The 13,954-nt window shown below is 63.6% G+C and carries 11 protein-coding genes and 1 pseudogene; 2 read left to right on the top strand and 10 right to left on the bottom strand.

What is annotated here, in order from left to right; translation table 11 throughout:
- Positions 1-82: 82 nt before the first annotated feature.
- The 7 genes from kdpE to FRZ40_RS44870 form a co-directional block, all read right to left on the bottom strand.
- Positions 83-781 (bottom strand): two-component system response regulator KdpE, encoded by a 699-nt coding sequence (gene kdpE / locus FRZ40_RS00435; protein WP_028365553.1) that lies wholly within the window; start codon positions 779-781, stop codon positions 83-85.
- Positions 778-3,639 carry a DUF4118 domain-containing protein gene (locus tag FRZ40_RS00430; RefSeq protein ID WP_147232955.1) on the bottom strand — a complete coding sequence of 954 codons (2,862 nt, stop codon included), beginning with the start codon at positions 3,637-3,639 and terminating at the stop codon, positions 778-780. Before FRZ40_RS00430 ends, kdpE begins: the two co-directional genes overlap by 4 nt.
- Positions 3,640-4,502: 863 nt before the next feature.
- Positions 4,503-5,084: a potassium-transporting ATPase subunit KdpC gene (gene kdpC / locus FRZ40_RS00425; protein ID WP_147232954.1), complete on the bottom strand. Its 582-nt coding sequence runs from the start codon at positions 5,082-5,084 to the stop codon at positions 4,503-4,505.
- 41 nt (positions 5,085-5,125) lie between these two features.
- A complete protein-coding gene (gene kdpB / locus FRZ40_RS00420) occupies positions 5,126-7,210 on the bottom strand; it encodes a potassium-transporting ATPase subunit KdpB (RefSeq protein ID WP_147232953.1) in 2,085 nt (694 codons plus the stop codon).
- A 43-nt stretch (positions 7,211-7,253) separates the two neighbouring features.
- Positions 7,254-9,059 carry a potassium-transporting ATPase subunit KdpA gene (kdpA, locus tag FRZ40_RS00415; protein WP_147232952.1) on the bottom strand — a complete coding sequence of 602 codons (1,806 nt, stop codon included), beginning with the start codon at positions 9,057-9,059 and terminating at the stop codon, positions 7,254-7,256.
- Entirely contained in the window at positions 9,056-9,148 is a 93-nt protein-coding gene (kdpF, locus tag FRZ40_RS00410) for a K(+)-transporting ATPase subunit F (RefSeq protein WP_007583461.1), read from the bottom strand. Before kdpF ends, kdpA begins: the two co-directional genes overlap by 4 nt.
- Positions 9,145-9,258 (bottom strand): hypothetical protein, encoded by a 114-nt coding sequence (locus FRZ40_RS44870; RefSeq protein WP_007583456.1) that lies wholly within the window; start codon positions 9,256-9,258, stop codon positions 9,145-9,147. Before FRZ40_RS44870 ends, kdpF begins: the two co-directional genes overlap by 4 nt.
- Positions 9,259-9,449: 191 nt before the next feature.
- Between FRZ40_RS44870 and FRZ40_RS00400 the strand changes: the two genes are divergently transcribed.
- Positions 9,450-9,800: a DUF1493 family protein gene (locus tag FRZ40_RS00400; RefSeq protein WP_147232951.1), complete on the top strand. Its 351-nt coding sequence runs from the start codon at positions 9,450-9,452 to the stop codon at positions 9,798-9,800.
- Between the two features lie 71 nt (positions 9,801-9,871).
- Here the strand turns inward: FRZ40_RS00400 and FRZ40_RS00395 are convergent, their stop codons facing one another.
- The 3 genes from FRZ40_RS00395 to FRZ40_RS00385 form a co-directional block, all read right to left on the bottom strand.
- Positions 9,872-10,846, bottom strand: coding sequence for a quinone oxidoreductase family protein (locus tag FRZ40_RS00395; protein ID WP_028365558.1), 975 nt, complete (start codon positions 10,844-10,846; stop codon positions 9,872-9,874).
- Between the two features lie 64 nt (positions 10,847-10,910).
- Positions 10,911-11,300 (bottom strand): methylglyoxal synthase, encoded by a 390-nt coding sequence (locus FRZ40_RS00390; protein WP_147232950.1) that lies wholly within the window; start codon positions 11,298-11,300, stop codon positions 10,911-10,913.
- 91 nt (positions 11,301-11,391) lie between these two features.
- On the bottom strand, positions 11,392-12,171 hold the full coding sequence (locus FRZ40_RS00385; RefSeq protein WP_147232949.1) for an SDR family oxidoreductase: 780 nt from the start codon (positions 12,169-12,171) through the stop codon (positions 11,392-11,394).
- A 236-nt stretch (positions 12,172-12,407) separates the two neighbouring features.
- Here FRZ40_RS00385 and upp point away from each other — a divergent pair.
- Positions 12,408-13,057, top strand: a pseudogene (upp, locus tag FRZ40_RS00380) (uracil phosphoribosyltransferase).
- Positions 13,058-13,954 lie beyond the last annotated feature (897 nt).

Raw genomic sequence — 13,954 nt, 5'->3', positions numbered from 1 at the left:
CGTCCTTGCCACCGGCAATCATATCAAAATGACGCGGACACAACCTTCAATTCATACCCAATTCGATATATAACGCCACGTGTCAAACGACCCCGACCAGCCTGTAGCCGACACCCGTCTCCGTCACGATGTGCTCCGGCTGCGCCGGATCGCGCTCCAGCTTCTGGCGCAAATGCGCCATATAAATCCGCAAATAGTGATGGCTTTCGACATGCGACGGCCCCCACACGTCGCGCAACAGCTGGCGATGCGTGAGCACGCGCCCCGCGTGCCGCACGAGCGTCGCGAGCAGCCGGTATTCGAGCGGTGTCAGATGCACGGCCTGGCCTTCACGCGATACCTGACGCAACGCCAGATCGACGGTCACGCCGCCGAATTGCACCTGCGGCGTCTCGGCCGGACCGCCCTGGTTACGCCGCCGCAAATGCGCGCGAATCCGCGCGAGCAGTTCCGACACGCCGAACGGTTTGGTCAGGTAATCGTCGGCGCCCGCGTCGAGCGCAGCGACTTTCTCGCTCTCCTGCGTGCGCGCCGACAGCACGATCACGGGCAACTCGCTCCAGCCGCGCAATTCGCGGATCACGTCGAGGCCGTCCGTGTCGGGCAGGCCGAGATCGACGATCACCAGATCGGGCTTGCGCGTCGCTGCTTCGATCAGCCCCTGCTTGCCCGTCGGCGCGTCGTACACGACCATGCCCTCGCCTTCCAGCGACGCGCGCACAAAGCGGCGAATCTGTTGTTCGTCTTCGATCAGTACGACGGTCGTGCTCAGGTCGCTCATGAGTGGGTATGGTCGGTAGGCGGATGCGCATCGGCTTGCGGTCGACGACGCAATTCGGAATCGGGCTCGCCCGCTGCATCGTCGGGGACATCGGACACGTCGGATACATCGGGCAAGGGCGGCGGCGGCTCGATAGGTAACGTGAACCAGAAACGCGCCCCCTCGACGCGACCATCGCCCGCGATGCGGTTGGCCGCGCCGATTTTACCGCCATGCGCTTCGGCGATCGCACGGCAGATCGCGAGCCCGAGCCCGATGCCCGGCTTCGCCGATTCCTTCTCGCCGCGCGTGAACTTCTCGAAGATGCGTGCTTCCATGCCCGCGGGCAAGCCCGGCCCTGTATCGTCGACGGTCACGCGCACGAACGGCGTGCCGTTCTCGTCGATGCATTGCGCGCCGATCGTCAACGGCGTGTCGGGCGGCACGTACTTCGCGGCATTCTCGAAGAGGTTCGCGAAGAGCCGCTCCATCAGCACGGCATCGAGTTGCAACAGCGGCAGATCGGCGGGCAGCGCCACCTTCACCGGATGCCGTGCGAGCGTGCGCCGGCAGTCGCGCAGCGCCGAGCCGACCGTCTCCTCGAGCAGCGACCACTGCCGGTTCAGCTTCAGGCTGCCTGCCTGGAGCCGCGCCATGTCGAGCAGATTCGTGACGATGCCCGTCATGCGCAGCGCCTCTTCGTGAATCGCGTCGACCAGTTCGCCTTGAGCCTCGCTTCGTGCATCACGCTGTGCGGCCAGCATCGACGAAAAACCGACGATTGCCGTGAGCGGCGTGCGCAGATCGTGCGAAATCGCGGACAGCAGCGAGTTGCGCAGCCTCTCCGATTCCATGCTGACGAGCGCATCGCGCGCGATATCGACGTAATGCACGCGCTCCAGCGCGAGCGCGATCTGAGCGGCGAACGCGTCGAGCATGCGCTGCTGTTCGGGCACGTCGAGTTCGCGCGCGTCCTGCATTTCAACAGCCAGCACGCCGCGCGTGCGCATCGGCGCGCGCAGCGGCAGATACAGCGCCTTCGCGGCGGGCAGCGTGTCCGTGCCGTGACCTGCAGGCTTCTGCTGGTCATAGACCCACTGGCCGACATCGACATCGAGCGACGCGCCATCCAGCATGATGTTCGTATCGGGATCGTCGATCTTCTGCTTCACCTGATCGGCACTATCGGGCAGCAGCATCGCGACGCGCGCGCGAAACACTTCGCTCACGTGACGGCTGCCGATGCCGACGATCTGCTCCGTGGTCAGCGCCGCTGCGAGTTCGCGCGCCATCGCGTACATCGCGCCCGTGCGCTGCTCGCGCCGCCGCGCGACGCTCGCCTCGCGCCGCAAGCTCGACGTCAGGTGGCCGATCACGAGCGAGGTCAGCAGCATGCCCAGGAACGTCAGCAGATATTGCGTGTCGCTCACCGAAAGTGACATGCGCGGCGGCACGAAGAAAAAGTCGAACGCGGCCACGGAGAGGAACGACAACATCACGCCCGGCCCACGGCCCAGCTTCATCGCCGTAAAGATCACGCCGAGCAGATAGAGCATCACGAGGTTCGCGAGATCGATCCGGTCGATCAGCTGGCTCGCGATCAGCGTCACGCCCGCGCAGATCGCGACGGCCCACGCGTAGCTGCGCGGCGGCGAGCGCCGGTCGCGCGCGGCGATCAGCGCGTCGCGCCACGCGCGCCCTTCTTCATCGGCGTGGCGCTCGCGCGCCGTCGTTGCCGTTTCGTCGCTGCTCGCGCGGATCAGTGTGAGGTCGAGATCGTTCGCGCGTTCCGCGAGACGCTCGCCGAACGGACGGCGCAACCAGCGCGCGAAGCCCGTCGCCGATGAGCCGCCCGCCACCAGTTTCGACACGTTGCGCACGCGCGCATAGCCGATCAAGGTCGAGACGGCATCGGCGCCCGCGAGCGTTGCCGTTTCCGCGCCGAGTTCGGTGGCGAGCTTGAGCGCATCGAGCGTGCGTTCGCGGCGGGCATCGGACAGGCGCTGCAGCCTGGGCGTTTCGACATAGACGGCGATCCAGTCGGCCTTGAGGCTGGCGGCGAGGCGCGCCGCCGCGCGCACCAGCAGCGGCGCCTCGGGGCCGGGACCGACGCACACGAGCAGCCGCTCGCGCGCCTGCCAGATGCGCTGGATCGAACGATCGGCGCGGTACTCGCGCATCTGCGCATCGACGCGATCCGCGGTACGGCGCAGCGCCAGTTCGCGCAGCGCGATCAGGTTGCCCTTGCGAAAGAAATTGCGCACGGCGCGCTCGGCCTGCTGCGGCATATAGACCTTGCCGTCGCGCATGCGATCGAGCAGTTCTTCGGCGGGCAGATCGACGAGCGTCACTTCGTCCGCGCGGTCGAACACGCGGTCGGGGACGGTCTCCCACACGCGGATGCCTGTGATCTGGCCGACCACGTCGTTGAGGCTTTCGAGGTGCTGAACGTTGACGGTCGTGTAGACGTCGATGCCGGCGTCGAGCAGTTCATAGACGTCCTGCCAGCGTTTGGCATGACGGGCGCCCTGCACGTTCGAGTGCGCGAGTTCGTCGACGAGGATCAGTTGCGGTTTGCGCTCGAGCGCGGCGTCGAGGTCGAATTCGGCCAGCAGCCTGTTTCGATACTCAATGCGCGCGAGCGGCAGGACGTCGAGGCCTTCGAGCAAGGCTGCTGTTTCGGTGCGGCCGTGCGTTTCGGCTATCCCGACTACTACATCGATGCCCTCTTCGTTGCGGCGCTTTGCTGCTTGCAGCATTGCATAGGTCTTGCCGACGCCGGCCGATGCGCCAAAGAAGATCTTGAGCTTGCCGCGCTGGCGCTTTTCTTCTTCGCGTTGGAGTTTGTCGAGGAGCTCGTCGGGGTCGGGGCGGGGCATAGTCGTTGGTTATGCACTTGCGTGCGGGTATGGTGACATTTTTTTGTCTGCGACGCAGTCGCCATTCTGGCTTTTTGTTCTTGTCTGCGACGCAGTCGCTGTTTGCTTTTTTGCTTTTTTGCTTTTTTGCTTTTTGCTGCGCTGGCAACCGCGATTTCGTGGGTCGCATCCGCGATTTCGTATCTGTACTTCAGGCGTCGCCCCTGTGCGGGGCAGCACCTACTTTTCTTTGCAGCGGCAAAGAAAAGTAGGCAAAAGAAAGCCGCTCACACCGCCAATCCTTGTGTTTGCCTGCGGACACCCTACGGGTCCCGCACTCCACACGGCAACACGCTATTTCATGTGCGTTGCCAACGTCTTTAACCGGCGCATCACCCACTCCAGTCACCCGTAGCGCAGCCAGCGGCAGCGATCCGTCTGCGCCGCCCAGGTGGCAAACTGTGTGTAGCTTGTCGCACATTGCGCGTTGGCGCTTCTACGACACCGATCCCGCTTTTCGGTCCGGAGTGGTGCACTTACGTCGCGACTGCCTACACACCGTTTGCCACCTGGGCAGCGGTGGACTTTCTGGTAACGCGGTCCGTGACGCGGGCATACGAAGCGGGTGATGCATACAGTTAGCACGCTGGCAATTCACGTGAGACAGTGCGTTGCCGCCTGGAGTGCGGGACCGGCTGGGGGCCCGCAGGCAATGACCAGCATTGGCGGTGTGAGCCCGCTTTCTTTGCTTACTTTCTTTGCGGCGGCAAAGAAAGTAAGTGCCGCCCCGCACAGGGGCAACGCCCGAAGCACAGAAAGCAAAACGCGGACGCCAGCGACAACAACGACAACAACGAACCAGCGTCGCAGACAGTAAAAAAACCCTAACCCCGCTGCGCGTCATCAAGCGCAAGATTAAGCTCAAGCACATTCACCCGAGCTTCGCCGAACAACCCAAACTGCCGACCGCGCGTATAGCGGTCCACCAACGCGGAAACATCGTTCACATTCATCTTTCGCGCAGCGGCAACCCGCTCGATCTGATAAGCCGCCGCCGCAGGCGAAATCTCAGGATCCAGACCGCTGCCGGAGGAAGTCACAAGATCGACGGGAACAGCCTGGCCCGCAGGCAAATGCCCAGCCGCCTGCAAGGCCGACATGCGACCCTTCACTTCATCGGCAAGGGCAGGATTGATCGGCCCGAGATTCGAGCCGCTCGAGCCCTGCGCGTTGTACGGCATCGGCGTCGTCGCCGACAGACGTCCCCAGAAATACTGCGGCGCGTCGAACTGCTGGCCGATCAGCCGCGAGCCGACCACCTTGCCGTCCTTTTCGATCAGACTGCCATTAGCCTGATCGTGAAAAACAGCCTGGCCAAATGCCGTCATGACGGCGGGATACGCCAGGCCAGTGACAGCCGTCAGCACGGCAAATATCACGACCATCGGGCGAAAAAGCGATTTCATGATTCAGCTTCCTTGTTCTCTCATCAAAGCGCACGCAGCGCTCAAACCCAGCCGAACGCGGCCAGCACCATGTCGATCAGCTTCATCCCGATGAACGGCACGATAATCCCGCCCAGACCGTAGACCAGCAGATTGCGCCGCAGCAGGATCGCCGCGCCAAGCGGCCGGTACTTCACGCCCTTCAGCGCCAAAGGAATCAGCAGCACGATGATCAGCGCGTTGAAAATCACGGCCGACATGATCGCTGACGTCGGGGTCGCCAGATGCATCACGTTCAGCGCGTTCAGCGCCGGATACGTCGTCGCGAACGCAGCCGGAATGATCGCGAAATACTTGGCGACGTCGTTCGCAATCGAGAACGTCGTCAGCGAGCCGCGCGTCATCAGCATCTGCTTGCCAATCTCGACGATCTCGATCAGCTTCGTCGGATTCGAATCGAGGTCGACCATGTTGCCCGCTTCCTTCGCGGCCTGCGTGCCCGTGTTCATTGCAACGGCGACATCGGCCTGCGCGAGCGCGGGCGCATCGTTGGTGCCGTCGCCCGTCATCGCGACGAGCCGCCCTTCAGACTGATGCGCGCGGATCGTCGCGAGCTTCGTTTCCGGCGTGGCTTCGGCGAGGAAATCGTCGACACCCGCTTCCGCTGCAATCGCCGCCGCCGTCAGACGGTTGTCGCCCGTCACCATCACGGTCTTGATGCCCATCTTGCGCAGTTCGGCAAAACGCTCCTTGATGCCGCCCTTCACCACGTCCTTCAGTTCGATCACGCCGAGCACGCGCGCCGCGCCTTCCGTCTTCTCCGCGACGACGAGCGGCGTGCTGCCGCGCCGCGCGACGTCCGACACCGCGTTCGTCACCTGAGCAGGAAACTGGCCGCCGTGCGCTTCGACGTAATGCTTCACGGCGTCCGCCGCGCCCTTGCGGATTTCGCGGCCAGGCAGATCCACACCGCTCATGCGCGTCTGCGCACTGAACGCGAGGAAAACAGGATGCAGCGAAGCCATGTCGCGCTGGCGGATATTGAAGCGCTGCTTCGCGAGCACGACGATGCTGCGGCCTTCGGGCGTTTCGTCCGACAGCGACGACAGTTGCGCCGCATCGGCAAGCACTTCTTCCGTCACGCCCGAAGCAGGAATGAACATCGATGCCTGGCGGTTGCCGAGCGTGATCGTGCCCGTCTTGTCGAGCAGCAGCACGTCGACGTCGCCCGCTGCTTCGACGGCGCGGCCCGAGGTCGCGATCACGTTCGCCTGCATCATGCGGCTCATGCCCGCGACGCCGATCGCGGACAGCAGACCGCCGATCGTCGTCGGAATCAGGCACACGAGCAGCGCGACGAGCGCGGTGATCGTCACGACGTGACCCGCCTTCGCCGCTTCGACGGAAAACATCGAGAACGGCAGGAGCGTTGCCGTCGCAAGCAGCAGCACGATGGTCAGCGCGACGAGCAGAATGGTCAGCGCGATTTCGTTCGGCGTCTTCGCGCGCTTCGCACCTTCGACCATCGCGATCATGCGGTCGAGGAACGCTTCGCCGGGGTTCGCCGTCACCTTGACGACGATCCAGTCGGACAGCACACGCGTGCCGCCCGTCACCGACGAGAAGTCGCCGCCCGACTCGCGGATCACGGGCGCGGATTCACCCGTGATGGCCGACTCGTCGACAGACGCAACGCCTTCGATCACTTCGCCGTCGGCGGGAATCACGTCGCCCGTTTCGACGAGCACGACGTCGCCTTTGCGAAGATCCGAGGCCGTCATGATGCGGATGGGCGACTTCGGATGCGGCTCGTTGAGCTTCTTCGCCATCACGTCTTTCTTCGCGCTGCGCAGCGATGCCGCCTGCGCTTTCGAGCGCCCCTCCGCGAGCGCTTCGGCGAAGTTCGCGAACAGCACCGTGAACCACAGCCACAGCGACACCGCGAGAATGAAGCCCGCGGGCGCCTCGGCCTGGCCGTTGAGCGCAGCGATCCAGAGAATCGTCGTCAGGATGCTGCCGACGTACACGCAGAACATCACCGGATTGCGGAACTGCGTGTGCGGCTTGAGTTTCTTGAACGAGTCCACGATCGCCGGACGCACGAGCGCCGGATCGAACATGGACCGGGTGGCGGAATGGTCAGTCATTTCTTCCTCTAATTGCTTCGCCGCTTTTATGTTGCGAGGCGTATCAATGGCCCGCGATCATCATCAGATGTTCGACGCCGGGGCCGAGCGCGAGCGCAGGCACATACGTGAGCGCGCCGACCAGCAGCACCGTGCCGAGCAGCAGCACGACGAACAGCGGTCCGTGCGTCGGCAGCGTGCCGCCCGTCACCGCGATGCGCTTCTTCGCGGCGAGCGAGCCGGCAATCGCGAGCACCGGGACGATCGTGCCGAAGCGGCCGAACCACATCGCGATGGCCGTCAGCCAGTTGTAGAACGGCGTGCTCACCGTCAGGCCCGCGAACGCGCTGCCGTTGTTGTTCGCCGCCGAACTGAACGCGTAGAGAATCTCCGAGAAACCGTGCGCGCCGGGGTTCAGGATGCCTGCCTTGCCCGCATCGGTGAGCACGGCGATCGACGTCGCGACGAGCACGAGCAGCGGCGTGAGCAGCACGACGATCGACACCATCTTCATTTCGTACGCTTCGATCTTCTTGCCGACATACTCAGGCGTGCGCCCGATCATCAGCCCCGCGACGAACACGGCCAGCATCGCGAACACGAGCATCCCGTACAGACCCGAGCCCACGCCGCCGAAGATCACTTCGCCGAGTTGCATCAGCAGCATCGGCACGAGGCCGCCGAGCGGCGTCAGCGAGTCATGCGTGTTGGCCACGGCGCCGCACGAAGCCGCCGTCGTCGCGACCGTGAAGATGCCCGACTGGGCGATGCCGAAGCGCGTTTCCTTGCCCTCCATGTTGCCGCCCGCCTGCAACGCGCTCGCCGATTGATCGACATGCAGCGATGTGAAGAGCGGATTGCCGCTCTGCTCAGCGCCGATTTCACCCGCGACGCACGCGGCGAACGCGATCGTCATCACCGCGAGCACGGCGACACCCTGCCGGCGATCGCCGATCATCCGGCCGAACACGAGACACAACGCGGCAGGAATGATCAGGATCGAGAAGATCTGCACGAAGTTCGAGAACGGCGTCGGGTTCTCGAACGGATGCGCGGAGTTGCCGTTGAAAAAGCCGCCGCCGTTCGTGCCGACCATCTTGATCGCTTCCTGCGAGGCGACGGGGCCCATTGCGATGGTCTGCGTCTTCACGGGCGTATCCACCATCACCGGGTTGCCCTTCGCGTCCTTCACGGCATTGCCCTGCGCATCCGTTTTCGGTGCGGAATACGTGGTGGTCTGCAGCGTCGGCACGTCTTCATAGGACTTGAAGTTCTGGATCACGCCCTGGCTCATCAGCAGAGCCGCGACGATCGTCGACATCGGCAGCAGCACGTAGAGCGTCACGCGCGTGATGTCGACCCAGAAGTTGCCGATGGTCTGCGCAGTGTGACGCGCGAAGCCGCGCACCAGCGCGATCACGACGACGATGCCCGTGGCCGCCGACAGGAAGTTCTGCACCGTGAGGCCGAGCATCTGCGTCAGGTAGCTGACCGTCTGTTCGCCGGAATAGTCCTGCCAGTTCGTGTTGGTAACGAAGCTGACGGCCGTGTTGAACGCGCCGTCGACCGTCATCGCCGCGAACTGCTGCGGATTGGCGGGCAGCGCGCCCTGCACGCGCAGCAGCGTATAGAGAAACACGACGCCGAGCAGATTGAACGCGAGCGTGGCGATCGCGTAGTGCTTCCAGCTCATTTCCTGCGACGGATCGACGCCCGCGAAACGGTACAGCAGACGCTCGACGGGACCGCCCAGTTTGACGACGCGAGAGCTGCCGTCCATCACGCGCGACAGATAGCGCGAGACGGGGATGGCCGCCGCGAGCAGCACGACGATGAAGAGCGCCGGCTGCAGGACATTGTTGAGGTTCATTCAATGTCCTCCGCGCGCAGCAGCGCATAGACGAGATAGGCGAACAGCAGCGCGGTCGCCGCCCCCGATAGCCAGAGGATCCAGTTCATGAGCGCGCTCCCTGACCACGGCCGTATCGCGTCAACTTCTCGCATCCGGCGATCAATCCAAAGGTCAGCGCAGCAAAAAGCGCGATGCCCCCGACGTACAGCACATCCATTTCATGTTCTCCATTTGTTGGGCGATGGATGTCCGGAACGTTATGCCGATCGGCGTAAAGGGCTGGTCAAAGATGGGTGGAGGGATGTAAAAAAGGTGTAAACGCGGTGCAGCCCTGAACCGCGGCGCAGGCGTTTCTCAAGAGATGACGGATATCCGGGGACATCGGAGTTCAACAAAAGCTGCGCGCCAATGACGCCACAGCCGGCAGTTTCGGTTGAACTCGAGGCATTTCTGCGAGAGCAGATCGGGCTCTATGCTACGGACAAGGTCACAGCATCCGACCGGCTCGAGGACGACCTGCATGTGACCGGGGATGATGCTGCCGGGTTGATGGAAGCCTTTTTCCATCGGCTCAACATCGCAAATGGAGACTTCGCTTTTCGACGCTACTTCTACGAAGAGGGCTATAACGTGTTTTCCTTCGTCAATTTCCTGTTTCGAAGGAAGCGGCCAGCGATTGAGAAGGAACCGCTAACGGTAGCCGTGCTCCAACGCGCAATCGATGTTGGCGTGTGGGACAGCCAGCGCATCAAGGAATGACGCATGAGGGCCTGGTTCGCCCGGCCCTCATGCTTTGCGTCAAAACGCGCGTGCACCGTTTGCCGCAACGACTACGGCAACAAAACCGTCGACCCCGTCGTCTTGCGCGCCTCCAGATCGGCGTGTGCCTTGCCGACGTCGGCGAGCGCGTAGCGCTGGTTGATGCTCGTCTTCACCTTGCCCGACGCGATCACGTCGAACAGCTCCGCCGCCATCGCGTCGTAATCGCTGCGCTTGCCCATATAGGTAAACAGCGTCGGGCGCGTAAAGAACAGCGAACCGCGCCCAGCGAATTCGGACGAATCGATGGGCGGCAGCGGGCCTGATGCATTGCCGAAGCTCACGAACATCCCAAGCGGCGCCAGGCAATCGAGCGAGCCCGTAAACGTGTCCTTGCCGATCGAGTCGTACACGACAGGCACGCCCGCGCCGTTCGTGATCTCGCGCACGCGCTTCGTGAAATTCTCGCGCGTGTACACGATTGGATAGTCGCAGCCGTGCGCCTGCGCGATCTCCGCTTTTTCGTCGGAGCCGACCGTGCCGATTACCGTTGCACCGAGCGCCTTCGCCCACTGGCACACGAGCAGGCCGACGCCGCCCGCGGCCGCCTGGATCAGGATCGTGTCGCCCCGCTTCACCGGGTACGTGCGGCGCAGCAGATATTGCGCCGTCAGCCCTTGCAGCATGACGGAAGCCGCCTCTTCATAGCCGATCGCATCCGGCAGCTTCACGACCTGCGCGGCAGTCAACACGCGCTCCTGCGCATACGCGCCCGGCGGCCGCGCCACATACGCGACGCGCTCGCCCACCTTCACGTCCGTCACGTCCGGCCCGACTGCGACCACCTCGCCCGCCGCTTCCATGCCGAGACCGCCAGGCAACGGCAGCGGATACAGGCCTGTGCGGAAATACACGTCGATATAGTTCAGGCCGACAGCATGCTGCCTGATGCGGATCTCGCCATTGCCCGGCTCGCCCACCTCGACGTCGACCCACTTCATCACTTCCGGGCCGCCTGTCCTGTCGAATCGAATTGCCTTGCTCATGTTGTCTCCAGATTCGCTTACGCCTTCATGGCGCGCATTACGTAAATGAACGCGGACGACGCCGTCAGACGTGTTGCGACAAACGCAGCGTCAGCACGTCGAGGATCATCCGCGCCGTCGAAATGTTCGTCGCGCACGGCACGTTGTGAACGTCGCACGCGCGCACGAGGGCGTTGATATCCGGTTCGTGCGGCTGCGGCGTCATCGGGTCGCGCAGGAAGATCACCATGTCGACCCGGCCTTCCGCCAGTTGCGCGCCGATCTGCAGGTCGCCGCCGTGCGGGCCGGACAGCATCCGCTCGACCTTCAGTCCGTGCGCATCGCTGATACGGCCACCCGTCGTGCCCGTCGCGAGCAGTTCGCAACGGGCGAGCGTGCCGGCGTACTCGCCCGCCAGTTTGACGATGTCGTCCTTCTTGTGATCGTGCGCGATCAGCGCGACGCGTGTTGTCATGTCGTTGCTCCTCTTGGGTTGTCGTTGTCGTTAGCGTTGTCTTTGTGATGCTGGCGATGTGCCGTCGCAAGACGCCACGTGTCGCCCGGTGTCAATACGTGCCTGGGTAAGCGCCGCCGTCGATCAGCCAGTTCTGCCCCGTGATATACCCCGCGTGCACGCTGCACAGGAACGCGCAGGCGCGGCCGAACTCGTCGGGCGTGCCGAAGCGGCGCGCGGGAATTGTCGCCATGCGCTGCTTGCGCGCATCGTCCACCGAAATGTTCTGCGATTTCGCCGCGGCGTCGAACGTCACGGCGATGCGGTCCGTATCGAAGATGCCCGGCAGCAGGTTGTTGATCGTCACGCCGTCCGGCGCGACCTTGCGCGCGACGCCCGCGACGAAGCCCGTCAACCCCGAACGAGCGCCGTTCGACAGGCCGAGCACATCGATGGGCGCCTTCACCGACGAACTCGTGATATTCACCACGCGTCCGAAGCCGCGCGCGATCATGCCGTCGATCGTCGCTCGGATGAGTTCGATGGGGGTCAGCATGTTTGCTTCGAGCGCGCGGATCCAGTCGTCGTGCGTGAAGTTGCGGAAGTCGCCGGGCGGCGGGCCGCCCGCGTTGTTGACGAGGATATCCGGCTGCGGGCAGACGGCCAGCGCCGCGGCGCGGCCTTCGGGCGTGGTGATGTCGCAGGCCACGGCCTTCACGTCGACGCCCGTTTTCGTGCGGATCGCGGCCGCCGTCGCTTCGAGGGTCCCGGCCGTGCGCGCGACGATCGTCACGTTCACGCCTTCGGCCGCCAGCGCTTCGGCGCAGCCGCGCCCTAGTCCCTTGCTCGCCGCGCAGACCAGCGCGGTTTTTCCTGCGATGCCCAGATCCATGTGTTTTGTCCTGTTGTCGTGGTCGGCGGGTTGGCCTGTCAACTGTCCCCTGATTCTAGAAGAATCGACGCGGTGCTGCCTGAGCGCACTGCAATACCTTTCATCAGCGGCCGCCCCTTCCGGTAAACTTGCGGTCACGGCACAGCCGTTCGCCGCCGCCCGGTACCTTACGGGCCGGGCGGGCGCCGTGCGAGACCATCATCAGCCAGCCCAACTTCGCCGCGAGGCGCCCCGTCATGACTCAGGACAGCCGTTTTCCCAATCTTTTCATCCTCGATCACCCGCTGATCCAGCACAAGCTGTCGCATATGCGCGACCGCGACACGTCCACGCGGACGTTTCGCGAGCTGCTGCGCGAGATCACGCTGCTGATGGGCTACGAAATCACCCGCAACCTGCCGATGACGACGCGACGCGTGAGCACGCCGCTCGTCGACATCGATGCACCCGTGATCGCCGGCAAGAAGCTCGCGATCGTGCCCGTGCTGCGGGCGGGCATCGGCATGTCGGATGGCTTGCTCGAGCTGATTCCGTCGGCGCGCGTCGGCCATATCGGCGTGTATCGCGACGACGATCATCGGCCTGTCGAGTATCTGGTGCGCCTGCCGGATCTCGAGGACCGGATTTTCATTCTGTGCGACCCGATGGTCGCGACGGGCTATTCGGCCGTGCACGCCATCGACGTGCTGAAGCGCCGCGGCGTCGCGGGCGAGAATATTTCGTTTCTCGCGCTGGTGGCTGCGCCTGAAGGCGTGCAGGTGTTTCAGGATGCGCATCCTGATGTGAAGCTTTATGTGGCTTCGCTGGATACGCGGCTCAATGAGCACGCTTACATTATTCCGGGCCTCGGGGATGCGGGGATCGGTTGTTTGGGACCAAGAATTAAGGTTCGGCCTGCGGGGCGGGAGTTGCCGTTTGGTTTTTTTTGCTTTTTGCTTTTTGCTTTTTGCTTTTTGCTTTTTGCTTTTTGCTGCGCTGGCATCCGCGATTTCGTATCCGTACTTCACGCGTTGCCCCTGTGCGGGGCGGCACTTACTTTCTTTGCCGCCGCAAAGAAAGTAAGCAAAGAAAGCGGGCTAACACCGCCAGTGCTAGTCGTTGCCTGCGGGCCCCCGTCGGGTCCCGCACTCCACACGGCATTGCACTGTCTCACGCCCGTTGCCAGCGTGCTAACTCACGCCTCACCCGGTTCGTATGCCCGCGTCACGGACCGCGTTACCAGAAAGTCCAAGGCCGCCCAGGTGGCGCAGACGGATCGCTGCCGCTGGCTGCGCTACGGGTGATCGAAGTGGGTGATGCGCCTGTTCAAGGCGCTGGCGACACGCGTGGAAAAGTGAGTTGCCGTGTGGAGTGCGGGACCCGTGGGGGCCCGCAGGCAAACACAAGGATTGGCGGGGTGAGCGGCTTTCTTTTGCCTACTTTTCTTTGCCGCTGCAAAGAAAAGTAGGTGCCGCCCCGCACAGGGGCAACGCCTGAAGCACAGATACGAATTCGCGGATGCCATTGCCACCACAGCGAGCGAAAAGCAAAAACCAGGAATAGCGACTAGCGTCGCAGACAAAAAAACACCAAAAAACCTGACGACAAGACCCGCGCCGCAAGGCGCCCCACCCCGACATGATAAAATTGCCGTCTGCCCACTGAACGGGCAGTTCACCCTTTACCGTGTCCGGCGGCGGCGCTTCAGCCGGTCCTCCTGCGACGCTCGCGCGGCACTATCCCGCAGCGCCAGGATCTCCTGGCGCACATCGCCGAAGCGACATAGAAAGGCACAGGGTGCGAC

It is taken from the genome of Paraburkholderia azotifigens (assembly GCF_007995085.1).
GTDB classification, from domain to species: Bacteria; Pseudomonadota; Gammaproteobacteria; order Burkholderiales; family Burkholderiaceae; genus Paraburkholderia; species Paraburkholderia azotifigens.
This window is presented reverse-complemented; position numbering and strand designations above follow the sequence as displayed.

What these genes read in the sequence shown, in the direction of transcription:
- kdpE (WP_028365553.1), bottom strand. Translation starts at nt 781, where the DNA reads ATGAGCGACCTGAGCACGACCGTCGTACTGATCGAAGACGAACAACAG.
- FRZ40_RS00430 (WP_147232955.1), bottom strand. Translation starts at nt 3,639, where the DNA reads ATGCCCCGCCCCGACCCCGACGAGCTCCTCGACAAACTCCAACGCGAA.
- kdpC (WP_147232954.1), bottom strand. Translation starts at nt 5,084, where the DNA reads ATGAAATCGCTTTTTCGCCCGATGGTCGTGATATTTGCCGTGCTGACG.
- kdpB (WP_147232953.1), bottom strand. Translation starts at nt 7,210, where the DNA reads ATGACTGACCATTCCGCCACCCGGTCCATGTTCGATCCGGCGCTCGTG.
- kdpA (WP_147232952.1), bottom strand. Translation starts at nt 9,059, where the DNA reads ATGAACCTCAACAATGTCCTGCAGCCGGCGCTCTTCATCGTCGTGCTG.
- kdpF (WP_007583461.1), bottom strand. Translation starts at nt 9,148, where the DNA reads ATGAACTGGATCCTCTGGCTATCGGGGGCGGCGACCGCGCTGCTGTTC.
- FRZ40_RS44870 (WP_007583456.1), bottom strand. Translation starts at nt 9,258, where the DNA reads ATGGATGTGCTGTACGTCGGGGGCATCGCGCTTTTTGCTGCGCTGACC.
- FRZ40_RS00400 (WP_147232951.1), top strand. Translation starts at nt 9,450, where the DNA reads ATGACGCCACAGCCGGCAGTTTCGGTTGAACTCGAGGCATTTCTGCGA.
- FRZ40_RS00395 (WP_028365558.1), bottom strand. Translation starts at nt 10,846, where the DNA reads ATGAGCAAGGCAATTCGATTCGACAGGACAGGCGGCCCGGAAGTGATG.
- FRZ40_RS00390 (WP_147232950.1), bottom strand. Translation starts at nt 11,300, where the DNA reads ATGACAACACGCGTCGCGCTGATCGCGCACGATCACAAGAAGGACGAC.
- FRZ40_RS00385 (WP_147232949.1), bottom strand. Translation starts at nt 12,171, where the DNA reads ATGGATCTGGGCATCGCAGGAAAAACCGCGCTGGTCTGCGCGGCGAGC.